This is a genomic window from Haliea alexandrii, from assembly GCF_003719295.1.
Lineage (GTDB): Bacteria > Pseudomonadota > Gammaproteobacteria > Pseudomonadales > Halieaceae > Haliea > Haliea alexandrii.
On sequence record NZ_RFLW01000003.1, the window covers coordinates 43,520 to 65,582 of the forward strand.

The 22,063-nt window shown below is 58.6% G+C and carries 21 protein-coding genes; 6 read left to right on the forward strand and 15 right to left on the reverse strand.

Features of this window, described 5'->3' with window-relative positions:
* Positions 1-15 precede the first annotated feature (15 nt).
* The 6 genes from EGJ68_RS12570 to EGJ68_RS12595 all read left to right on the forward strand — a co-directional run bounded on the left by EGJ68_RS12570 (position 16) and on the right by EGJ68_RS12595 (position 6,554).
* Positions 16-753 (forward strand): enoyl-CoA hydratase/isomerase family protein, encoded by a 738-nt coding sequence (locus EGJ68_RS12570; protein WP_158283647.1) that lies wholly within the window; start codon positions 16-18, stop codon positions 751-753.
* A gap of 45 nt (positions 754-798) precedes the next feature.
* Positions 799-2,076 (forward strand): acetyl-CoA hydrolase/transferase family protein, encoded by a 1,278-nt coding sequence (locus tag EGJ68_RS12575; RefSeq protein ID WP_123034924.1) that lies wholly within the window; start codon positions 799-801, stop codon positions 2,074-2,076.
* Between the two features lie 70 nt (positions 2,077-2,146).
* Complete coding sequence (locus tag EGJ68_RS12580; RefSeq protein ID WP_269845668.1) at positions 2,147-3,328, forward strand: acyl-CoA dehydrogenase family protein; 1,182 nt, start codon at positions 2,147-2,149, stop codon at positions 3,326-3,328.
* On the forward strand, positions 3,325-4,518 hold the full coding sequence (locus EGJ68_RS12585; protein ID WP_123034926.1) for an acyl-CoA dehydrogenase family protein: 1,194 nt from the start codon (positions 3,325-3,327) through the stop codon (positions 4,516-4,518). The genes EGJ68_RS12580 and EGJ68_RS12585 overlap by 4 nt, the downstream gene beginning before the upstream one ends.
* A 10-nt stretch (positions 4,519-4,528) precedes the next feature.
* Positions 4,529-5,335: an enoyl-CoA hydratase-related protein gene (locus tag EGJ68_RS12590; protein ID WP_123034927.1), complete on the forward strand. Its 807-nt coding sequence runs from the start codon at positions 4,529-4,531 to the stop codon at positions 5,333-5,335.
* A 31-nt stretch (positions 5,336-5,366) separates the two neighbouring features.
* Complete coding sequence (locus EGJ68_RS12595) at positions 5,367-6,554, forward strand: cytochrome P450 (protein WP_158283648.1); 1,188 nt, start codon at positions 5,367-5,369, stop codon at positions 6,552-6,554.
* A gap of 208 nt (positions 6,555-6,762) precedes the next feature.
* On the opposite strand, the gene EGJ68_RS12600 is transcribed toward EGJ68_RS12595, so the two are convergent.
* The 15 genes from EGJ68_RS12600 to EGJ68_RS12670 all read right to left on the reverse strand — a co-directional run bounded on the left by EGJ68_RS12600 (position 6,763) and on the right by EGJ68_RS12670 (position 21,901).
* Positions 6,763-7,953, reverse strand: a complete 1,191-nt coding sequence (locus EGJ68_RS12600; RefSeq protein ID WP_123034929.1) for an acyl-CoA dehydrogenase family protein — start codon at positions 7,951-7,953, stop codon at positions 6,763-6,765.
* A 114-nt stretch (positions 7,954-8,067) separates the two neighbouring features.
* Entirely contained in the window at positions 8,068-8,688 is a 621-nt protein-coding gene (locus EGJ68_RS12605) for a TetR/AcrR family transcriptional regulator (RefSeq protein WP_123034930.1), read from the reverse strand.
* A gap of 235 nt (positions 8,689-8,923) precedes the next feature.
* Positions 8,924-9,640: an SDR family oxidoreductase gene (locus tag EGJ68_RS12610; RefSeq protein WP_123034931.1), complete on the reverse strand. Its 717-nt coding sequence runs from the start codon at positions 9,638-9,640 to the stop codon at positions 8,924-8,926.
* Positions 9,641-9,698: 58 nt separating this feature from the next.
* Positions 9,699-10,100: a VOC family protein gene (locus tag EGJ68_RS12615; RefSeq protein WP_123034932.1), complete on the reverse strand. Its 402-nt coding sequence runs from the start codon at positions 10,098-10,100 to the stop codon at positions 9,699-9,701.
* Positions 10,101-10,145: 45 nt separating this feature from the next.
* Positions 10,146-11,294 carry a thiolase C-terminal domain-containing protein gene (locus EGJ68_RS12620; protein ID WP_123034933.1) on the reverse strand — a complete coding sequence of 383 codons (1,149 nt, stop codon included), beginning with the start codon at positions 11,292-11,294 and terminating at the stop codon, positions 10,146-10,148.
* 49 nt (positions 11,295-11,343) lie between these two features.
* Complete coding sequence (locus EGJ68_RS12625; protein ID WP_123034934.1) at positions 11,344-12,234, reverse strand: SDR family NAD(P)-dependent oxidoreductase; 891 nt, start codon at positions 12,232-12,234, stop codon at positions 11,344-11,346.
* A gap of 31 nt (positions 12,235-12,265) precedes the next feature.
* Positions 12,266-15,811, reverse strand: a complete 3,546-nt coding sequence (locus EGJ68_RS12630; RefSeq protein WP_123034935.1) for an indolepyruvate ferredoxin oxidoreductase family protein — start codon at positions 15,809-15,811, stop codon at positions 12,266-12,268.
* Positions 15,812-15,837: 26 nt separating this feature from the next.
* Positions 15,838-16,803: a VOC family protein gene (locus EGJ68_RS12635; protein WP_123034936.1), complete on the reverse strand. Its 966-nt coding sequence runs from the start codon at positions 16,801-16,803 to the stop codon at positions 15,838-15,840.
* 105 nt (positions 16,804-16,908) lie between these two features.
* Entirely contained in the window at positions 16,909-17,346 is a 438-nt protein-coding gene (locus tag EGJ68_RS12640) for a Zn-ribbon domain-containing OB-fold protein (RefSeq protein WP_123034937.1), read from the reverse strand.
* A 63-nt stretch (positions 17,347-17,409) separates the two neighbouring features.
* Positions 17,410-17,877 (reverse strand): MaoC family dehydratase, encoded by a 468-nt coding sequence (locus EGJ68_RS12645; protein ID WP_123034938.1) that lies wholly within the window; start codon positions 17,875-17,877, stop codon positions 17,410-17,412.
* Between the two features lie 43 nt (positions 17,878-17,920).
* Positions 17,921-18,661, reverse strand: coding sequence for an enoyl-CoA hydratase-related protein (locus tag EGJ68_RS12650; protein WP_158283649.1), 741 nt, complete (start codon positions 18,659-18,661; stop codon positions 17,921-17,923).
* A gap of 16 nt (positions 18,662-18,677) precedes the next feature.
* Positions 18,678-19,475, reverse strand: coding sequence for an enoyl-CoA hydratase/isomerase family protein (locus EGJ68_RS12655; protein WP_123034940.1), 798 nt, complete (start codon positions 19,473-19,475; stop codon positions 18,678-18,680).
* Between the two features lie 59 nt (positions 19,476-19,534).
* Positions 19,535-20,695 carry an acyl-CoA dehydrogenase family protein gene (locus EGJ68_RS12660; RefSeq protein ID WP_158283650.1) on the reverse strand — a complete coding sequence of 387 codons (1,161 nt, stop codon included), beginning with the start codon at positions 20,693-20,695 and terminating at the stop codon, positions 19,535-19,537.
* Between the two features lie 190 nt (positions 20,696-20,885).
* Positions 20,886-21,389 (reverse strand): MaoC/PaaZ C-terminal domain-containing protein, encoded by a 504-nt coding sequence (locus tag EGJ68_RS18515; protein ID WP_123034942.1) that lies wholly within the window; start codon positions 21,387-21,389, stop codon positions 20,886-20,888.
* On the reverse strand, positions 21,386-21,901 hold the full coding sequence (locus EGJ68_RS12670; protein ID WP_123034943.1) for an alkaline phosphatase family protein: 516 nt from the start codon (positions 21,899-21,901) through the stop codon (positions 21,386-21,388). The genes EGJ68_RS18515 and EGJ68_RS12670 overlap by 4 nt, the downstream gene beginning before the upstream one ends.
* Positions 21,902-22,063: the final 162 nt, after the last annotated feature.

Genomic DNA, 22,063 nt, shown 5'->3' on the forward strand with positions numbered 1-22,063 from the left:
CACGGGGTGCCCACCATGACAACGGAATCGGAATACATATCGACGACGCTGATCGACAGCATACTGGTGCTCACACTCAACAGGCCACAGAAGAAAAATGCTCTCACCCCGTGTATGTACTGGGCGCTTGTGCACGCCTTGAAGAGTGCACAAACCGACGACCACATCAATGTCGTAATGATCACCAACAGCGGCGACTACTTCTGCGCCGGGAATGATGTCGGTGGCTTTGAAACCCTGGCTGACACTCCCTATCGGGAACGGCCAGGGTTCAATTTCATGATGACGTTGGCCGAGTTCAGCAAGCCACTGGTGGCGGCAGTCAATGGCAGCGCCGTCGGCTTGGGCGTAACGTTGCTACTGCACTGCGATATAGTATGCGCGAGCACAACGACCCAGCTCAGCTTTCCGTTTGTGAGCATTGGACTGGTACCCGAGTTCGGCTCCACAGCCCTGCTACCACAGCGCCTTGGCTATCAGAAGGCGGCCGAGATTCTGATGCTGGGGAAAAAGCTAAAGGCCGCAGAGGCACTGGAGCTCGGCCTGCTCAACACCATCGTGGCCGGCGATACCCTCTACCACCAGGCGCTGGAATACTGCAAAGCGTTCGCAAACCAACCCCGAGGTGCCGTACTGGCGACCAAGCAGTTGATGAAAGGCAACGAGGTGCAAGCGATTCAACAGCGAATCGACGCTGAAACCCAGGCCATCAACCGCCTACTGCCAAATCTAAAGCTACCAGAGAAATCCTGAATTCCCATTCAGAGGATCGTGTTTGACACGCGATGACGAGAGTCTATGCCGAGTACTGTTGAAATAGATACCGTTCGTCAACTGATAAAACCGGGCTACCGCGTATTCGTGCAGGCTGGCATTGGTGAGCCGCGTGACCTGATTACCGCTCTGTCGGGAGGACCCGACCATCCGGGGCAAACCGACGATGCCGCCGTCGAGTACCTGACTGTATCTATTCCCGGTATTAACGCTGCACTGGCACCGCTCACAATGCACCGGGGCGCCCACCTGTGCTCAACATTCATGCACGCCGGCCTCGATGCCGGCGCTACACACCGGCCTATTCGCTTCCTGCCGCTGCACTACCGCGATACCAGTCGGTTTTTGGAAGCCGGCGAACGCTTTGATGTGGCGGTTATCCAAGTCGCCCCGCCCGATACAGAGGGCTTCTGCAGCCTCGGAATCTCAGTAGATTTTGTCCCCGCGATACTGGATAAGTGCGACTGTATCATTGCCGAAGTCAACTCGCAGATGCCGGCTCCCGTGTCGTCGCCAAGGATACCGCTGTCGGCAATTCACTATCGAGTGGACGTTGATCATCCGCTGCCCTGCAGCGAACCCGCTGTACCGGGCGCGACGGAACTGGCAATCGCACGAAATGTCGCTGACCTGATCGACGATGGAAGCTGCATACAGATCGGCATCGGCAAGCTGCCCGGATGCATCCTGAAACATCTGGCCGGCCACCGGCGACTCGGTCTCCACAGCGGGCTACTTAGCGATGGGGTACGTGAGCTGATCGAAGCAGACGTTGTCACCGGGGAGTGCAAATCGGTCGACCGCGGCCGCCACGTCACTGGCATGGCCTGGGGAAGCTCTGCATTCTATGACTGGATACAGCGTCACCCGGATATCGTATTCCAGCCCGTCGACTACACCCACGACCTGCGAATCCTGGCCTCCATCGACCAATTCATCTCCATCAATTCTGTTCTGGAGGTCGACCTCTATGGGCAAGCCAATGCAGAGACCATCAACGGACGGCAAGTAAGTGCCAGCGGAGGCCTGGTGGACTTCGCACGCGGTGCACGCGCCTCGCGCGGCGGCAAATCAATTATCGCACTTCCGGCAACCGCTATGCGCGGCAGGAAATCGAGGATAGTTGCGGGATTATCCAGCCCTATCACCACACTGTGCCGCGCTGACGTCGACTACGTGGTCACGGAATACGGCCATGCCGCGCTATTTGGTCAGTGCACCGAAGCGCGAGCGCAATTACTGGTAGACATAGCCGCGCCTGACTACCGGGATGAACTCTGGCATGCATGGGAGAACCGCTGAGCGAAGCGAGTACAAGCTGAGCGGATGCTCGTATTAATATTTACGCAAGCACCGCCAGCACCGTGATTCGGTGACAGTCACCCTGAGAAAAAGGCCGTTCCCATTGTCTCTATTCCATTTTGATCCAGTTGAACATGCAGCTGACTCCCAGTCATTGAGAGACACAGTGCGAGCACTGGTCGACGAAAAAATACGGCACATGCCCGCCGCACAACGCGCACAAAGCTGGACCGGGTTTGATGCCAACTTCAGTGAACACCTGGGTGCGGCCGGCTTTATCGGCATGCACTGGCCTGAGCACTACGGCGGTCGAAGCTGCCCTGCCATCGAGCGATATATCGTTATAGAGGAACTACTCGCCGCCGGCGCTCCGGTGGGCGCACACTGGATCGCAGACCGTCAGAGCGGCACCCACCTCATTAACTACGCCAATCCCAGCGCACGCAATGCGTGCCTACCGGGTATCGCCAGCGGCAAGCTGTTTTTCTGTATCGGTATGAGCGAACCAAATTCCGGCTCAGACCTGGCCTCCATCTCAACGCGGGCCGTGCGCGTCGACGGTGGCTGGCGCATCCGGGGAGCCAAATTGTGGACTACACACGTCACCAGAGCTCACATGATGATCGCGCTGGTTCGTACCAGCGATGCCGACCATGCACGCCATCAAGGACTGAGCCAGTTCCTGATCGACTTGTCGTTACCCGGGATCACCGTGAACGGAATCACCGACCAGACCGGCGAGAAGCATTTTGGTGAAGTGTTCCTCGATGATGTATTCGTCACTGATGACTGTCTAATCGGAACTGAGGGCGAGGGCTGGCAACAGGTGAATGATGAACTGTCGCTGGAACGCAGTGGCCCCGAACGCTATCTCAGCAGTTACCGACTGATCCCGGAGTTCCTGGATACGCTTCAGGTGGACGCAGATGATATCGGCGCCTGTACGCTCGGTGAGATCGTTGCGGAGCTATGGACATTGCGGCAGATGTCGATGTCCGTCGCCGGGCAGATCTGCAATGGCGCTGACCCCTCACTAGAAGCGGCGATGGTGAAAGACCTTGGCGCTACATTTGAGCAGGAACTGCCGCACCGTATCCAAGCCTGCCTCGACGGCGGCGAAGACAATATCCGCTACGCACAGCTTCTACCGGTACTGGACTACCTGCTCAATGCCGCGCCTTCTTTCTCTCTGCGCGGCGGCACACGGGAAATACTGCGCGGGATCATTGCACGAGGGCTGGGGCTGAGATGAATTCCGATAACGCACTGCTGATCGACATGGTCCGTAAGCTCTGCAAGGAGCTGAGCCAGACGCAAATGGACGCGACAGACGGCGGCAGCATGTCACGGGAACATCTGTGGCAGAAAGTCGAGGATTTCGGCCTGCCGTACTTCATGCTGCCGGCGGATGCAGGAGGCTTCGACGGTGGTTGGGCAACGGCTGCAAAGCTGTTCCAGCTGTTCGGCGAGTATGCACTGCCACTCCCCGTTGGCGAGACCATGATAGCCCGCCATTATATGCACCGTGCACAGTCACTTTCACCGCAGGAGCTGCCAAAGCTGGAGGAGGTCCCGATCTCCCTCGCACACTGCAGTGATGCGATCATCACCCTGAACGGGGACGTGCCGCTATTATCAGGCGCCTTGCGTAATGCGGCCTGGACACCGCAGTCGAACCTTCTTGTCAGTGCCACGATAGGGGATCGATCCGTACTGGCGCTTCTGGCACGCGACCAGCTGGTGACCCGCAGTGTCTGTGAGGTTGACACTTTCAGGAATACCGCCGCAGAGCCGCGCGCCCACCTGCGCTGGCGTCGCCTGCCGCTAACGGCACTATGGCATATGCCCACCTTCACTAACCTGATGACGGCGGGGGCACTGCTGCGCAGCGCCCAGATGTCCGGCGCAATGCAATCGATACTCAGCCGCTCCATCAACTATGCGCTGGAGCGGAAGCAGTTCGGGCGCGCCATCGGGAAGTTTCAGGTGATACAGCACGACCTTGCCAGGTTGGCGGAACAGGTAGCTGCAGCGCAATGTGCTGCACTGAGCGCCGCGCGCGCGGCGGATACGGAGGGCGGAACTGAAGCTGCTGAGTTTGAAATCGCCGCGGCGAAGTTGCGAACCAATATAGCGGTAGCACCAGCGACGACCATCGCACACCAGGTGCACGGTGCCATCGGCTTCACCCTCGAGCACCCACTGCACCAGTTCACCCAGCGACTCTTTGCGTGGCGCTCGGATTTCGGCAATGACCGCTACTGGGCGCTAACACTAGGCAACAGCCTGCGGCAGCTGAGCGGTGTAGACCTCTGGCCATTCCTGACCGCCCGCAGCGACCGGCAGGTGGTGGCACGCCAGGCTGGGGATGGGGATGAAGACGGCACGGCCGGAAATTCGGTGAACGGCTCCGAATCACGGGCACACCCAAGCGTTGGATAGCGAGCATATTATGGAATCTTCCCCGGATCGATTACCTCTCACCCGAGATGCGAGACTGTCACTTGAGAACGGTGTCGCGGTACTCCTGCTGGATCGCGATGACGTGCGCAATGCCCTTACGGGCACTCACTTGCTGGATGACATCGTTGCCGTCTGCGACTGGATCAACCGCACCGCCAAAGTCGGCGCACTAGTGATTTCAGGGAGGGGAAAAGCCTTTTCGGCGGGCGGAAACATCAAGGATATGCACCAGAAGAAGGGCATGTTCGCCGGCGATGGCCTGCAGATACAGGACAACTATCGCCGTGGCATACAGACCATGACGACCCGAATTTATCAACTGGAAGTCCCTGTCATTGCCGCCGTGAACGGTGCCGCTATCGGTGCCGGCATGGACTTAAGCTGCATGTGCGACATCCGCATCGGGTCACAGCATGCGCGCTTCGGCGAGACATTTGTCAACCTCGGCATCATACCGGGTGACGGCGGCGCCTGGTTCCTGCCAAAACTGGTAGGCCCGCAACGCGCTGCAGAACTAACGTTCTCCGGACGGCTAATTGATGCCGAGCAAGCACTGGACTATGGCCTGATACTGCAGATATCTCCAAGTGAGGAATTACTCGATTCGGCAGTCGCGCTGGCACACACATTCGCGAGCAAACCCAGGCATGCGTTGCGGATCAGCAAGCGCTTGCTGCAAGCAGGTCAGAGACTACCACTACAGGATTTTCTCGACTACTGCGCCAGCCAGCAGAGCCTGTGCCATGCCAGCGACCAGCACCTCGAAGCACTTGCCAGCGTGCTCAACGCACAATGAATCAATCACGCGTTCACAACAAGGTGATCACATGTCAATAGCTTACAGTCCTTTCAATGAATCACTGTGGAAAGATCCATGGCCCACCTACAAGCAAATGCGGGCGTCTGACCCTGTCTACTATATCGAGGAGTTTGACGCCTGGGCATTGTCCCGGTTCGAGGACATCTGGCAGGTAAGTATGGAGAAGACGCGATTCACCGCAACGCAGGGGACATCGCCCGAAGCACTCCTGCTGGATCCCACCACGCCACCGAAGACGTTTTTGTTCATGGATCCGCCACAGCACCGCAAGCATCGCAACCTAATCGGCGATCGCTACACGCCCGCGGCAGTGGCCACACTGGAGGATGAGATCAGAGAAACCACCCGCCAGGCGTTGCAACCCCACCTGAGGCAGGGCTCACTGAATGTCAATGCACTGGTGAGCAGCGTAGCACTGCAGACCATTGCCAACTACATCGGTCTGGAATTCGATGAGATCACCTACATACGGCAAATGATCGATGAGTATTACACCCGCGAACCGGGCCACAAAGGCACTACAGACAGTGGTGTACGCGCCTTCGAGCATGCCTCGGCATTCATCCACCAGATTATCGCGAAATACCGCGCCCGCCCCGCAGCACAAGGCAGCCATATACACGCCTGGATGCAAAGCGCAATCGACGATGCGCAGATGACAGACGATGAAATATTCTTCAGCATCTTTGCACTGGTCATAACTGGCTCAGACACGCTGCCACTGACCGTGGCAGCCACTTTGTATTACCTGTCACTTGAAGATTCAAATATGCGTGCCGTGCGCGCGGATAACACACTGATTCCAAATGCCTTCGCGGAGGCCGCCAGGATAGATCAGCCCACCAATATCCTGGGGCGTGTACTCAGTGAAGATGTTGAGATGCACGGCAAGAAAATGAAGCAAGGGCAGCCGGTGCTGTTTCTGTACGCATCCGCAAACCGGGATGAGCGGGAATTTGAAGATCCGGAGCAGTTCCAATTGTACCGCAAGTCCCGTCGCAGCCTTTCGTTTGGAGCCGGGCAGCACTTCTGCCTGGGGCAGCACCTGGCGAGACTGGAGGGCCGCGTTATTCTCGAGGAGTTGTTTACGCAGCTCGGCGACTTTGAAGTACAGCGAGACCAGAGCGAACGCATTTTTGGTGAGTTTTTGCAGGGATTCTGCTATCTCCCTGTCACGTTCAATCCGCTCCCCTAGCAGCGACTCAGAACGGGGGACCCTGCTCTTCGCTGAAGTGCAGGCACAGCTCTAAAACGGGATCAGCGTTGACCAAAGCTGACGGTGAGCCACCCTCCCGGACAAACGGCAGGGAGTTATGTGCTGCGTCACCAAAATGGCCTGCCACCGACTGGCCCGCAGGACACCAATAGCTATTAGGGCTTTGATTAAAACGCCGCTGGAGTACTCAGTATTCCAGCGGAAGTTCCAGCCTCTTTCTGGCGATGATGTTTTTCTGTATCTCCGAAGTACCAGCACCGATGGTGTCCAGCGCGGTGGCACGATACGACCACTCCCACTTCCCGCCGGCAGGCGCATCATCACAGGACTTGTGCAGCAAGCCCTCCTCTCCCAGAAAATCCAACGCTGCACGCGACAAACGCTGGTGCAACTCAGTACTGAACAGCTTGCACATGGCTGCCTCAATCGAGGGCACGTCGCCCTGAGAGGCCGCGTAGATAACCCGACGCTGCAGCATCTTCGCCGTCTCCACATCGGTCGCCAATCGTGCCATGCGACTCTGCACCGTAGCCTCCTCTGAAATCATTTTTCCGTTGCGACGGATGGACTTGACCAGCGACAACAGTGCGTTGAACTTCTCCTCCAAAGGACTGAATGTGTAGAACGTAAAGCGCTCGTAATCGAGCGCCTCGCAGATATAGGTCCAACCCTTGTTGACCTCGCCCACCAGGTAGTCTTCGTGCACCCATACATTGTCGATGAAGACCTGGTTGGTGACGTGTTCGCCGAGCGTCTCGATCGGATGGATGGTGATTCCGGGATCGTCCATCGGCACCAGGAACAAGCTGATCCCCTTATGCTTTTTCGCGCTCGGGTCTGTGCGCGCAGCCAGCCAGTACCAGTCCGCAAAGTGGGCCGATGTGGTGAACATCTTCTGTCCGTTCAGCAGCCAGCCTTCACCCTGCCGTTCGGCTTTCAGTTTCAGCGATGCAAGATCGGAGCCGGCGCCGGGTTCGGTATAGCCCAGTGCGAACTCCACTTCGGCACGCAGTATCTTTGGCAGGAATTCTGCCTTGAGTTTGTCAGAGCCGTGCCGGATCAACGTCTGGCCGACGCAACCCACCCCCTTTCCGATCAGTGGCGCACCCACGCGTGAAAGTTCCTCATTCAACAGGTACTCGTAAATACCGGGCCGCGCCTGACCACCGTACTCCTTCGGCCAGGACATGCCGATATAACCGCGCTCAGCCATTTTCCGGTTGAAGCGCTTCCTGGCCGGGGTGTCCGACAGAATGGAATCGGACTCCCGATTCGGGTTCATTACATCAGCAGCATCATCGGATTCAGCCTCGCCCTCAATAAACTGCCGCACTTCCGCCACAAACGCCTGCTCTGCAGCAGAAAAATCAAAGTTCATCGTCAGTTCACCTCTAGGTCCCGCAGGGAAAATCATGGTTAATGAGCTGGCGCAACCAGGGCTTTTCAGCATCGGCGCGCCAGGCAGTTGAGGCTTCTATGAAGGTCCCCGGCGTCAGGAACTTAGGTAACTCAGCACTGCCAGTGACAGATGCTCCACCAGAGTCTCTTCATCAATTTTGGGCGACTCATTGTCGAGATAGGCGTCAATACAGCCGATCACCATGTGTTCGGTAACAAAGATCGCTGTTTCCAGATCATCAAGGCGAATGCTGTCCCGATGCTGCATGTAGTAGGAATGAATAGTAGTGTGCAGATATTTTTCAGTGGTCAATTGTCGCGACACTGAGCGGAAGCCCGGCATTTCACGCGGCAGACGCAAGAATACGAACGCGTTTTCGCGACGCGTTTCCAGCAACACACGAACCAGTCGCGGTGTACTCTCCTCCAATGGCAGCCCCATGCAGGCGAGAAGTTCCTCGCGGATGGTTTCAGCGGCGGCGACCACTGTCTTCTCGACGAGGGAAGCCACAATGGCTTCCTTGCTCGGAAAATACTGGTAGAGCGATCCGATGCTCACCCCCGCAACGTCCGAAATATAATTCGTCGAGGCGCGTTCATAGCCCTCGTCGGTCAGGATCTTCTGGGTCGCCTGGATGATGCTGTCCACCGTGTGCATCGCACGTCCCTGTTTGGGCGTTTTACGGGGTTCAATCTGCTGTTCTACCGCTCTCATAGGATTCACCTCAGGTTATCGGAGAGACCGTGGTGATATACTCTCCCGCCTTTTTTAAAACCTGCAGAGGCATGATCGCGAGCATTGCCAAACAGGTCATTCTTATATGTAAGGTGTTGTAATATATATATTTATTTCGACACAGTACGGCTCTTATCGCCGCAACTGTATTAAATGTGATAGAAAGCTCACATGCTACTCGCATTTTACCACCCCCGCACACGCACGTTGCTGCCTAGCCCTCAACGAAGCCCAGATCGGCTTTTACCAGAGAACCGTTCACCACCGGGTTCTCCGCACAGAACTGAATACTTGCCGCCACTTCCTGCGGCTGTAGAAGGCGTGCCTGCGTCGAGCGGCTGGCGAGGTGTTCCAGTGCGTCGCCGCCAAAGCCCCGCAACATTTCCGTGTCCGTGAAACCGGGGCAAACACAGGCCGTATGGATATTCTTGCCGGCGAGGTCCTGGCAGGTGCTGCGCATCAGGCCCAGTACAGCATGCTTGCTGGCCACGTATGCCGCTATGCCGGAGGTGGCTTTGAAGCTCATGGTTGAGCCGACATAGATAATCGCGGAGCCGCGGCCCATGCGCTGCAGTAGCAAACGGTTCAGCACTGTGGGTGCAACCACGTTCAGCTCCATCACCTGACGTAACACTTCCGGCTCCACGTCCTGCACAGCACCGGACGGTTGCAGCGCGGCATTGTGAACAACAACCAGCGTCTGCGCGCCCTCTACCGCAGCCAACAGGTCCACCGCTATAGCGTCCTGCCAGCCGGGGGCGCAGAGGTCCGCAGTCAATTGCACCATGCCGTCCACCGCCGCCGGCGTGCGGGAAATATTGACCACTTTGTAGTCCGCATCAAGAAATCGCCTTGCCGTAGCAAGGCCTATGCCTCGACTGGCTCCGGTAATCACCAGGCAGCGCAAGTGTACATCGTCGTTAATGGTCATGACCCTACCTCAGTGTCGGTGTCTATGTGTGGGCAACCTGCCAGCAAGCGGTGGAGCTCTACACGTCAAACTGCATGAATTCCAAGGTATTCCCATCGGGATCCTCAACCGCGGCCGCTTTCACACCCGGCCTGATCTCAGCCGGGTCGACAATGATCTGGCAACCAGCCGCTCGGCACTGCACCGCCAATTCCTCAATTTGCGTGACCTGAAAACTGCAGTAACGAAAACCCGTAGCGGCAGCAAAGCCCCCGCCGGGATTGGCTGCCGGCGGTTCCTTATCCAGCACCAGTAACTTGATATGGCAACGGCCATGGGCGAGCTTGTGAACTGTCCCCATACCGGGAAAGCTGACCGTACCGCTGCGCGTAAACCCGAGTGTATCTGAGTAAAAAGCCAGCATACGCTCACCGTTGCTGGTCACTATGCCCATCGCAAAATCATCGTCGATCAGCTTCACAATCGCTACCTCCAATCACAGTTATAAGAGCACCGAAGCCGTCGACTATGCGCCGCGCAACACCAATGCGCCGTTGGGTGTACTGTCACAGGTCGTCACCAGACAGGAGCGCGCGCCCGGCACCTGATTGACAGCGCTCCCGCGCAGCTGCCGCACGGCCTCACTGAGCAGGTTCATCCCATGCAGATAGACCTCGGACAGGCTTCCACCTGAGGTATTGACCGGTAGCGCACCGCTCAGCGACATACCGCCATCGGCGACAAAGGAAGCCGCTTCGCCGCGCCCGCAGAAGCCGTACGCTTCCAGGCAATACAGCACCATCGGGGAGAACGCGTCATAAAACTGAGCCACATCGATGTCCTGCGCCTGAATGTCGGACTGCCGCCACAAGTTCGCTGCGGTACTGTAGGACGAACTGCGCAATGGGTCGTCGCCGTGAAAATCTGTCATCAGCTGGTGCTGCGGCGAGAGTCCCTGTGAAAACGCATGAATGTAGACTGGCCGCTGCGTCGCCGCACATACGTCGTCAGAGCGTACGATCACCATCGCAATTGCACCGTCACTTTCGAGACAGTTATCAAACAGGCACAGCGGGTCCGAAATCATGCGGGCAGTCATGTAGTCATCCAGCGCCATGGGCTTGTCGCGCATGATGGCCCTTGGATTCCTGGCTGCGTACAAGCGCTGGGTTAGCGCCACCTCGGCTAGCTGCTCTCGTGTCACCTGAAAATCGTGCATATAGCGGCGCGCAGTGATCGCGATTTCATCGACCGGTCGCAACAGGCCCTGGCAGCGGGACCACTTCCAGTGGTCGGTGACTCGCTCCTGCACCCCCGCCCACTGTCGCTTGCCGGGATCTCCGCGTTTTCGCGAACGCCACACCACACCGACATTCGCAACCCCGCTGGCCACGGCCAGTGCTACCTGCCCTACAACACCACAAGCGGCGCCGCCACCGTGCGCCGTCTGGCTGAAAAAATGTACATCGCCGAAGCCCAGACTGCGCGCGATCTCAAATTCAGGTGTAGCTTCCTGAGTGAAGCATCCCATGGCATCCACCTCCGATGGCGCAATGCCGGCATCATCAAGTGCGGCCTTGATCGCGGTGCAGGCCAGCCCCCATTCGGTATCATCCAGTCGTTTCGCGAAATCTGTTTCACCGATCCCGACTATGGCTGTCCTGTCTTTTAACAATGGCATTCTCCCAAGTCATACAGAATTGGAGTACTCACTATGGCTGTGCTCACTGGTCAGCGGCTCCCACACCGTGATGAAACGGATAAGGTTTACCCAGCATGCCCAGCGCACCGAACTCTCCCTGCAACTGAGCAATCATCGAGCGGTCGATGGACTCGAGATCCCAACCGCCCGCCTTGATCAGCGTCTTGCCATAATGCGGTTGCACCATGTGCGCCACCCGCTCGCCGCCGCTGCCGAATACCTGCCCGCTTACCGTCGCGGCCCGGTCACTGCACAGGAACACCACCAGCGGCCCATTAAGGGCGGGATCAATATACGGCAGCTGTACTTCGTTGCCTGCGGCGTCGCGATAGGTTTCAGACATCCGCGTCGTACCCAGTGGCCCGATGGCGTTGACGCGAATGCCGTAGCGGCTCAACTCCAACGCCCAGGTGTAGGTCATAGAGGCGATGGCGCCTTTAGCCGCCGCGTAATTGGTCTGTCCGAAGCTGCCGAAGTGTGCGCCGGACGTAGTGTTGACAATGGCGCCGCCGCGACCCTGTTCCCGCATGGCAAGTGCAGCCGTCTGGCTGCACCAGAAGGTGCCCTTGACATGCACCTGCCACACTGCGTCAAACTCGTCATCGGTCATTTTCAGAAAGCTTCTGTCGCGCAGGTTGCCGGCGTTATTCACCAGCACATCAACACTGCCGAAAGTACGCAGGCAGGCATCGACCAACGACTCTGTCCCGTCCCTTGAGGCAACATTGGCGTCACAGGCGATCGCGCGCCCACCGGCATCCTCTATCGCCCGCACCACTTCGTGCGCCTGTTGTCCATCGATGTCATTAACAACGACGGCTGCACCCGCGCGGGCCAGGTGCTCGCAGTGCCCGCGGCCGATGCCGCGACCAGCGCCTGTTACGATTGCCGCCTTACCTTCGAGTAACTTCATTCTCGCCTCCCGCGCAGTCCGCATATGCCATTCACCCGACGTCAACGGCCATGATTTTTTCCCGATCGGGCCGGCCGCCACTGCGCGCGACTGCAGCGAACTCCGACAGCAGCTGTTCCCGACGTCTCTGTGCCCGCACCAGGTGTAGCTCTTTCACCGAGCCATAGCCCCGTATCTGCTCCGGGACCGATGCGATTTCCACCGCCAGAGCATAATTGTCTGCTGTCAGGTCCGTGAGGAGACTCTCGATGGTCGCCTGGTACTCCCCGATCAGCGCGCGCTCCAGCTTGCGATGCGCCGAGTAACCGAAGGGATCGAGCGCGGTACCGCGCAGCACCTTGAGCTTCGCGAGCACGCGAAATACCGGCAGCATCCAGCTTCCGAAAGCCTTCTTAGGGTAGCGCCCAGTGGCCGGATCAACGCCGCCCAAGGCCGGAGGTGCCAAGTGAAAGGTCAGTTTGAACTCACCCTCGAAGGTCTCGCGCAGCGCCTCCGCCAGTGCTGGCGAACTGTGCAGGCGCGCCACTTCGTACTCATCCTTGTAGGCCATCAGCTTGAACAGGTAGTTAGCCACTGCCGTCGAGAGCTGACCATCGCCCGGGTTCACTGACGCGTCGTGCGCCATCACCCTGTTCACAAAGCCGCGATAAACCTCGGCATAGTTGGTGTTCTGGTATTCACGCAGCTCGATGCAGCGCTGTTCGATTAAGGTCGCCAGTGTCGGCTGTTCCATCGTGTCGACCTCTGCCCCCGCGGGCGCAGCTGCGGCCAGAACGGCCGCCAGATCCACAGCGGCCAGACGCCCCCAGTACAAACTGCGTTTGTTCATCTCAATCGATACACCGTTGAGTTCTATCGCGCGACTGACTGCCTGCAGACCGACCGGGAGCCAGCCCTTCTGCATCGCGTAGCCCACCAAGAACATATTGCCCGCCACCTCATTTCCCATCAGCCGGGTCGCGATATCGGCAGAGGGCACAAACTCAGCGGCGCCGTCGGCGAGCAGTGCCTCGATTCCGGCGATCATGGTTTCGGCGGATAGGTTGAGATCCGGGTTGGTGGCAAAATCAGAAGTTGGCGTAACACAACTGTTGATCACCGCGCGCGTATCACCCGCGTGCATTTTTTCTGCGACATCATCGCTGGCGGCAACGACAATGTCACAACCCAGCAATAGGTCGGCTTTCACGATCCTGGTGGCGAAAATATCTTCCTGCCGATCCGCGACCCGGATATGGCTGGTCACCGGTCCATTGCGCTGTGCGAGGCCGGCAACATCGAGCACGGAACAGCCCTTGCCCTCCAGGAAGGCCGCCATGCCGATCAGCGCTCCCAGGGTGACCACCCCCGAACCACCGATGCCGGTGATCAGCAGGCTAAAAGGCGTCTCAGACGAAGCACTTACTGGTGCCGGCAGGGCCGCAATTGCCGCCTCCAGGTCAAACCCCTGGGTTGCCGTCACACTGCGCTTGCGCGGCGTGCCCCCTGTAACAGTGATAAAGCTGGGACAGTATCCCTTCGTGCAGGAAAAATCCTTGTTACAGGCTGACTGGTTGATGCGTCGTTTTCGACCGTACCTGGTGTCGACAGGTTCCACCGCGATACAGTTGGATTGGATACTGCAGTCACCACAACCTTCACAGACCCGGGGGTTTATGAAGATCCTGCGATTGGGATCCTCGGCCTTTCCGCGCTTGCGCCGACGCCGCAACTCAGTGGCACAGAACTGATCATAAACCAGCACTGACACACCCTTGACATCGCGCAACTCGCGCTGCACCTGATCCAGCTCATCGCGGTGATGCAGTGTGACACCACTGGCAAAACTGTGGCGGAAGGGACGGTAGCTATCTGGATCGTTCCCCATGACGGCAATGCGACGTACCCCCTCCGCTTCCAGTTGGCGGCTCAAGGTATCAACACGCATCTTGCCCTCAATCTCCTGGCCACCGGTCATCGCAATAGCGTCATTGACCAGTATTTTATAGGTGATATTGACACCGGCGGCAACCGCTGCGCGAATGGCCAGCAGCCCCGAGTGGTAGTAGGTGCCATCGCCCAGATTCTGGAAAAGATGCTCCTGCGTGGTGAAGGGCGCGATGCCGATCCACGGCGCACCCTCCGCACCCATGTGAAACAGTGTCGGTGTGCGTCGCTCCGGCAGAAAAGTGGCCATGCCGTGACAGCCGATGCCGCCGAAGGCCATGCTGCCGTCGGGCAGGTTAGTGGAGGTATTGTGGGGGCAGCCGGCACAGAAACTCGGTTTACGACTGAGGCCCGCGCCGCTGGCCGCATGACCCTGCGCGGACTCTATCGCAGGGAGTTGCCGCAGTACTGTATCTGCATCGGGTAGCAGGCCCGCAAGCCGCCGCCGTAGAATACTCGCCAAACCGCGCGGCTCCAGTTCGCCGACCTCGCTGACCAGCGGGTTGCCCTGTTCATCACGTTTGCCAATCAACACGGGCCGCTTGTCCAGGTTGACAAATAGACTCGCCAACTGCTCTTCGATAACCGGGCGTTTCTCCTCGATCACCAGCAGTTCACGGTAAGTACGCGCGAACCGCATAATATTCTGCGGCTCCAGTGGCCACGGCATGGCGACCTTGTATATACCGATACCGGTTTCGCTGCAGATGGCTGGGTCAAGACCCAGTTGTGCGAGTGCCTGCATGACATCCAGATAGGCTTTACCGGTGGTGACAATACCCAGCAGCGGTTCGCGGGGCGTCACTATCGCCTTGTCGAGCCCATTGGCTCGTACAAACGCACGTACCGCCGGCAAGCGCTGCTCGTAGTGCCGCACTTCAGCCGCCTTCGCGGGTATGGCCCCAGCGGCATTAAGACCGCCCTCGGGCAGCGTATAGTCCTGCGGTGTCACAGTGCTGAAGTCGCTGATGTCGACGCTGACCGACGCCGAGCTCTCTATCGTGTCGGTTACACATTTCATGCCCACCCAGCAGCCCGAGTAACGCGACAGTGCAAAGCCATACAGCCCGAAATCGAGGTAGTCCTGCACACTCGATGGGTTCAGGTAGGGCATGCCGAAGTGAATGAATGCGTGATCACTCTGGTGCGCAAGTGTCGATGATTTGGCACCGTGATCATCACCCGCGAGTACCAACACACCACCGTTTCTAGCACTGCCTGAGTAGCTGCCGTGCTTGAGCGCATCCCCGGATCTATCGACACCCGGACCCTTGCCATACCAGAGCGCAAAGACACCGTCGTGCTTCTGTTGCCCGACAGTCGCCACCTGCTGCGAACCCCATACGGCTGCGGCACCGAGATCCTCGTTGACGCCGGGTTGAAAATGGATCTGGTGCTGTTCCAGCTGGAGATGCGCCTGTTTCAGCGCCGTATCGTAGCCACCCAGCGGCGACCCGGTATAGCCTGAAATAAAGCCCGCGGTATCAAGACCACTCGCGGCGTCCAGCTGGTGTTGCATCATCGGCAGGCGCACCAGCGCCTGTGATCCGCTCAGGTAGACGCGCCCCCGCTGTCGCAGGTATCGGTCGTTCAGCTCATAGTCCTGCAGGACGGTGTTTACGCCTGGCTGGTTCGAGGTGTCTGTACTCATGCTGTGGCTCCCTTGCAAAACCTGAACTACTCGTCGACTGTGCGCAGGGACTCACACGATGCCATCACCGCATCCACCAGGCCGTGATGCCCCCACACGTCGCCCTCACAGAACTCGTTAACCGTCCAGCTGTCATCGATCAGCAGGCACCCGCAGCCGATCTCCACATCGAAGCCAGATGGACTGCGCATATAGAACGACAACATTCCGTCATTCCGATGACGACCCAGGCTGCTGGTGATGGTGATACCGGCGGCCAGTGCGCGATCCAGTGCCTTCCCCACATCGTCGATTGTCTGCATCTCGAACATGGCGTGTTGCAGGCCGTTGACATCGCCCATGCCGATAATGGCGATACTGTGATGCCGCTCGTTACAGCGCATGAATTTCAACGCGCTGTCTGGTCCCATGCGAATATAATCCGACAGCTGGAAGCCGAGCACTCGGGTATAGAAGTTGTAGTTCGCCTCAAGGTCTTCGACGAAGATATTCATATGACCGATACCGAGATGCCCGGCGACGAACTCCTGGCCGCCGACTGGCGAGTGGAATTTATAGTCCTGCACTGGGCCGTAGTAGAGCTCCAGCGCGTTTCCAGCCGGGTCACGTAGGTACGCGATACCAGAGACCGAGCGCGCAAACGCCTGTGCCTCTGTGCCAACGCTAACCTCGATACCGGCGCCGGCGAGCTCCTGTACTGATCGCTCAAGCGCGTACTTGTCCTCCACCTCAAGACCCAGATACAGCAGGCCCTCCCGTCCCAGCGTGGGGTGGATTGCCAGGCGCCACTGACGCTCATCCATCTTCAGGTACACCGAACCATCCGGCCCAACACCGTCCGTGGCTTTAAGATCGGAGTGTTGTGGCACGCCCCAGCCCTGCCCGGGTATCGCGCGCGCCGGCATCATACCGATTACGTCGACACCGTATGCCAGCCACTTCACTGGATCAGAGGCGCCTATCCCCATATAGCCAACCGATTTGATATTCACAGAACCAGACCTCTCAGTTATCTACTCTTCGCCGACAGCACCGGGAGATGGCGGTATCGGCAGCATTTCGTCGCTATTCACGCGCGTACGACCACATGCGTACCTTCATGCCAGTACCCAGCACGGCATGACGACATCGTCGGTGTACTGCCTGAAATCAACATTCACCGCAGCACCGATGTGTACATCCGCTGCAGAGACACCGCTGACCTCTCCGCCGGCGGTGAGCAGAACGGCTCCGATCATGCGCAGCGACGGCAATTCCTCCAGCTCGACTAGAGCCACCACATAGGGCGTCATTTTTTCGAAGGCCGGCAACAGCGGCGAGCTGGGCGCGGCAAATGACCAGACCCTGCCGCGGCCGGATACGCGCTGCCAGTGACTGGCCCCCGACTGGCAAGAAGGGCACATCGGGCGCGGTGGAAAGCGCATCCGACCGCACTGCAGGCAGGTCTGGATACACAGCTCACCTCGTCGCGTGCCCTCCCAGAAAGGTGCATCGACCGGGTCGTCCGTCTCCGGTAGTGGAATATTCTCTATCATTGGTGACTCCGCGGTGTGCTCTGCCAGGTGATCGTCACAGTGCCTGCTGGATCGAAGCTCAGCTCACTGCCGGTACAACAGTTTCCAGTCGAAACAGACAGCGGGCCTTTCCTTGCCGACGACATGAATCGCCACGCCTACAGTCAGCATCACGCCTCCCTTCTCCTCGACCACCGCAACAATGCGGGTATGGCCGTGTAGTTGAGCGCCGGCAGGCACCGGGCTTACAAATCGTACTTTCTCCAGCCCGTAATTCAGAGCCGAGCCGTGTCCAACGATGATGTAGTCACCCGTATTTTTGATCAGGGTTGACATGCCCAGCACCAGAAACCCGTGCGCTATCGCTTCGCCGAAAGGTCCCTCACGGCGTGCCCGATCGACGTCGACATGAATCCACTGCCGATCGCCGGTCATCTCGGCAAACACATTGATCATGTCCTGGCTCACCGCTACTGGTCTGCTCCAATGACCCCACTCCTGTGAGACCATCGCCGAAAGGGTCGACAGATCGTCAAACCGGATTTCCTGCATAGTCATTTCTCCTGTTATCCGCGGCCGCACACCGCTCACGGCGCTAGTGCTTCTGGCTTTGGAAGTTGCTGATCATTTCGCGGGCAGCGAACTGTTCACGCTGAATGGCATTTGTCAGCGAACCATCACAGCCGCTGCTAAGTAGCTGCTTACAGCACGCCACAATACCGGGTGGCGAGGCACCAATGTATCTGGCCATTGCCAATGCCGCACTGAGCAACTGATCGGGGGCGATGATCTGTTGCAACAGCCCGAGAGCCTTCGCGGTCTGCGCACTCAACTTGCGACTGTTCAACAGGATGTCATTGGCCGAGCCCACCCCGACCAGACGCGGCAGAAAATAGCTGGAACCAAACCCGGGGGAGACACCAAGCCTGGCGAACGGAAAATCGAGCGCCGCGTTGTCCGACGCCAGTCGGATATCGAACGGCAGCAGCATGGTGGCACCGATACCTGAGGCGACGCCGTTCACTGCGACAATCAACGGCTTCTCACAGGCGGCCAGTTCAGTCACAAAGCCATTGAGAAAGTGCTCCTCTCCTAGCCGCAATCCACATCGTCCTTGCTCACCGCTGTAGAAACCCCGGTCGGCACCGGCGCAAAATGCGCGCCCGGCACCCGTCAGCACAATCGCGGTCACCGCCTCATCGCCGATCGCCCGACGCAGGGCATGCACGAGTTCCTCACCCATGTCGGGTGTGTAGGCATTCAGTTTCTCCAGGCGCTGTAGTGTGACCAGGGCGGCACCGCGATCCACGTCATAGCTTATCTCCTGATACGACATAGCATCCTCTGCTGCTCTAACGAACGTCCGGCGGGTAGGGCTGCCAGCAAGGCGGTCGCTTCTCAGTGAACGCTCGTAGCCCCTCTTCATAGTCCGCGCCAGAATTGTTCTCGATGACAAGTTCCCATGCGTATTGCAGCGCCTCATCCAGGCTGCCTTGCTTGGCAGCCCAGATTGCGCGCTTGGTTCTCGCCATTGCAGCAGGCGAGTTTTCCAGCATCAGCCGCGCTATCGCGAAGGCCCTGTCCAACAGCTGGTCAGCGGGAACCACCTCTCCCACCAATCCGCACTGCTGCGCCCGCGACGCAGACATGCGCTCCCTGGAGCCTAGCAGCGCCATGCGCAGTACTGCCTCGAGTGGCATACGACGTGCCAGTGCCACCGATTCAAGGGCAGACACCAGACCGACGTTGACGTGGCTATCAAAAAACGTCGCTGTATCAGCGGCGACGACGATATCGCTGTCTGCCAGGAAGTGCAGTCCGGCCCCGTTTACCAGTCCATTGACTGCACAGATCACAGGCTTCCACACATCGTTGTGTCGCGAGGTCCACTTCATACTGTCGCTGGCGGCAGCACTACTGGACAGGTCCAGCGCCGGTATGTCCCCGATATCAGCGCCGCTACAGAAAGAGCGATTTCCCGCCCCGGTCACAATCGCCACAACGGCATTCGGATCGGTATTGAACGCCGTCCAGGCCTGCGGCAGCTCACGGTCCATCGCGGCATCTATCGCATTGTGCCGGTGCTCCCTGTCCAGAGTGATCAGGGCGACACCACCAGACACTTCATACCGAAGGGATTCAAATATCACTGCATGCTGCCCTTGTGTGATGGCTGAGGACGTGGAACCAGGTAGGAATGGGTGCCCATTCAGGCGCACTCACGCTCGGCGAAAAGGTGATCCGCGATCTGCTTCTCCAGCCAGTCCGGTCCACAGTGCGTCAGCTCCAATTGCTTGGCACGCCGGTAGAAAAGTTGCGGATCGGCCTCGGTGGTATAGCCCAGGCCACCGTGAACCTGAATGGCCACGGCAGCTACACGACAGAGCACATCACAGGCCTGTAACTTTGCCATCGCCGCAAGGTGCCGATAAGGCCTGTTCTCGTCCCTGTACCAGGCACCCTGGTATACAAGGGTACGAGCACCTTCGATGGCGACTTCCATGTCTGCGAGATAATGTGCGATGGACTGAAAACCGCCGATAGCCCGACCGAACGCGTGCCGATATTTGGCGTACTCCACACTGATCCCTTGCACGCGCTCCGCCGCGCCGATCGCGTAGGAGCCCAGGGCTAGCATGTGCTGCGCCATGGCCGCCTCCCAGCTCGACCAAACGCAGCGACCCTCCCCCAGCAGCTGCCCGCCCGGCAAATGGAAGTTGTGAAACGTTATGCCGTATAGCGGGTCCTTCGCGTGATTTGCCTGATAGGCCATTTCTACTGTCCCATCCGCCATGCCGTTGTCCAGCGATGCGCGCTCCACCACAACTGCAACAACCTGGCCGGCTGCACCTTCGAGTCTGGCAAGCACAAGCAGTGTGTCCGCGGTGGCGGCGAACGGTACGAGTTGCTTTGCGCCAGTCAGAACGACAGAGCCCTCAATACGCTGTATCGAGGCGGTTATGCCCTCCTTGTCAGCCCTATTCCCTGGCTCTGATACGGCAATCGAGAACACGCGGACACCGCGCGCAATTGCTGCCAGCCACGCGGCCTTTTGTGGCTCACTTCCCGCGTGCTCGATCAGGCTGGCCGCCAGCAAAGAGCTACCCAAATAAGGTGAGACTGCCAGTGCGCGACCAAACTCTTCAGCAACTATCGCGGATTCAACCGCCCCCAACCCCATCCCGTCGTATCTCTCATCAATCGCGATGCCGGTAAGGCCTAGCTCTCCGAGTTGTCGCCAGAACGCTGTTGAGTATCCAGGCTCGGCTCCCTCGTGTTCGCGCAGCACCGTCAGCGGCATCATCTCTTCACAGATTTTGCGAGTCATATCGCGCAACATCACTTGTTCTTCGCTGAAACCAAGGTCCATTCCACACGCTCTTTGTTCTAGTGGCCAGGGCGCATAGCGTCCATTGGACATACGCTGCCCCGGCAACGGTTAGTGATCGAAGCGTCCGCACGCGATCTTGGTGATCAGAGCGCGGTTACTGCGCCGGCATGAAAAAATACTAATATGAGCGCTCACTCAGTTGACACTCGCTTTACAGCCGACCGCTGAATCAGGGTCGCCAAGCGGCTCCACTGAGTTGCCAGGGCGAGCTTTGCTGCCCGCAGGGAAGCGCGATTTTGGCGGAGGCCGTAGTAGCAACGCGCTCGCCGACCTGTATAGCAAGACTGAGTTCCACCCAGAGGACAGCTTCTGCATCAATGACGCTAGCAACCTCGCCACGGAGCACTGCATAATCACCGGGGCACAGAGGGCTGCGCATGGAAAACTTGATGCGAGCGATGCGCGCCCGCGGTCCGCTCCAGCTCGTCAGATACTGGCTGAGCCAGCCGGCCTGTGTGTAGTTGTTCATAATTATGTCGGGTAGGCCGGCCCGTTCCCGCGCCCACTCGCCATCGTGATGAATCGGCTGCCAGTCCCTGGAACTTGTGGCACCCATAATGATCATCTTCCGAGTGATGTGTATCGGTCGCTCAGGTAGCTTGTCGCCTGCGGCGGGGCAGGGACTATCGACCGACCTGGCACCGGCCCGCGGTTCCAGCTGCTCATTACTCATGGCGCACCGTCCTTTCGATAGCTGACAAAGTGCAGGGTCTGCACACCCGCCAGCGCTTCGTTCTGATGATAGTAGTGAACCGCAATCGACCAGCGTCGTCCCGGACCCATGCGTGTCTGATATTCGTCGCTGACATCGAGCAGCACCTGCTCGGCACGCAGTCGATCCCCTGCCCGCACGGGCTCGTGAAACTCCAGCTCCACCGCCGTCACCACGCCAAAAGGCAGGCCGAGTTCATCCTTGAGCTTGAAGTGCAGTTCCAACGTGCGCAGCGGTTGGTGTTCCGGATCAGGTGACCACTCGTGATCAATCATCCATGACGGCAGCATCGCGGGCGGTGCGATCGGCGCCATACCATCGACCTCTCCTGCAGGCTTCCAGTACAGCGGGTTGCCATCCTCCACGGCAACGCAGTAGTTGAGCCAAAGCCCCTGCTCCACCGTCATGACGGACGCGAGTGATATCACCGGCTTGCCAATCCAGTGCTGTATCTTTTCGGGAATAGAGGTCATGGCTGTCAACTCTTCAGGGAGCGTGGCGCGGTCATGCGACACCGCCTGAACGCCGTCTCGGATCGATGGCGGTGAGTCCTAACGTAATCGAACTACGGTTCAGCTTTTACTCGCTTTACGCACTCACCCGGCGCCTCACCATCAGCTCGGCACACTCCCTAA

Coding starts and splice junctions, on each gene's coding strand:
- EGJ68_RS12600 (WP_123034929.1), bottom strand. CDS start 7,953: ATGAACTTTGATTTTTCTGCTGCAGAGCAGGCGTTTGTGGCGGAAGTG.
- EGJ68_RS12585 (WP_123034926.1), top strand. CDS start 3,325: ATGAATTCCGATAACGCACTGCTGATCGACATGGTCCGTAAGCTCTGC.
- EGJ68_RS12650 (WP_158283649.1), bottom strand. CDS start 18,661: ATGTCGTATCAGGAGATAAGCTATGACGTGGATCGCGGTGCCGCCCTG.
- EGJ68_RS12640 (WP_123034937.1), bottom strand. CDS start 17,346: ATGATAGAGAATATTCCACTACCGGAGACGGACGACCCGGTCGATGCA.
- EGJ68_RS12570 (WP_158283647.1), top strand. CDS start 16: ATGACAACGGAATCGGAATACATATCGACGACGCTGATCGACAGCATA.
- EGJ68_RS12610 (WP_123034931.1), bottom strand. CDS start 9,640: ATGACCATTAACGACGATGTACACTTGCGCTGCCTGGTGATTACCGGA.
- EGJ68_RS12630 (WP_123034935.1), bottom strand. CDS start 15,811: ATGAGTACAGACACCTCGAACCAGCCAGGCGTAAACACCGTCCTGCAG.
- EGJ68_RS12670 (WP_123034943.1), bottom strand. CDS start 21,901: ATGACCTCTATTCCCGAAAAGATACAGCACTGGATTGGCAAGCCGGTG.
- EGJ68_RS12645 (WP_123034938.1), bottom strand. CDS start 17,877: ATGCAGGAAATCCGGTTTGACGATCTGTCGACCCTTTCGGCGATGGTC.
- EGJ68_RS18515 (WP_123034942.1), bottom strand. CDS start 21,389: ATGAGTAATGAGCAGCTGGAACCGCGGGCCGGTGCCAGGTCGGTCGAT.
- EGJ68_RS12590 (WP_123034927.1), top strand. CDS start 4,529: ATGGAATCTTCCCCGGATCGATTACCTCTCACCCGAGATGCGAGACTG.
- EGJ68_RS12605 (WP_123034930.1), bottom strand. CDS start 8,688: ATGAGAGCGGTAGAACAGCAGATTGAACCCCGTAAAACGCCCAAACAG.
- EGJ68_RS12660 (WP_158283650.1), bottom strand. CDS start 20,695: ATGGACCTTGGTTTCAGCGAAGAACAAGTGATGTTGCGCGATATGACT.
- EGJ68_RS12575 (WP_123034924.1), top strand. CDS start 799: ATGCCGAGTACTGTTGAAATAGATACCGTTCGTCAACTGATAAAACCG.
- EGJ68_RS12625 (WP_123034934.1), bottom strand. CDS start 12,234: ATGAAGTTACTCGAAGGTAAGGCGGCAATCGTAACAGGCGCTGGTCGC.
- EGJ68_RS12595 (WP_158283648.1), top strand. CDS start 5,367: ATGTCAATAGCTTACAGTCCTTTCAATGAATCACTGTGGAAAGATCCA.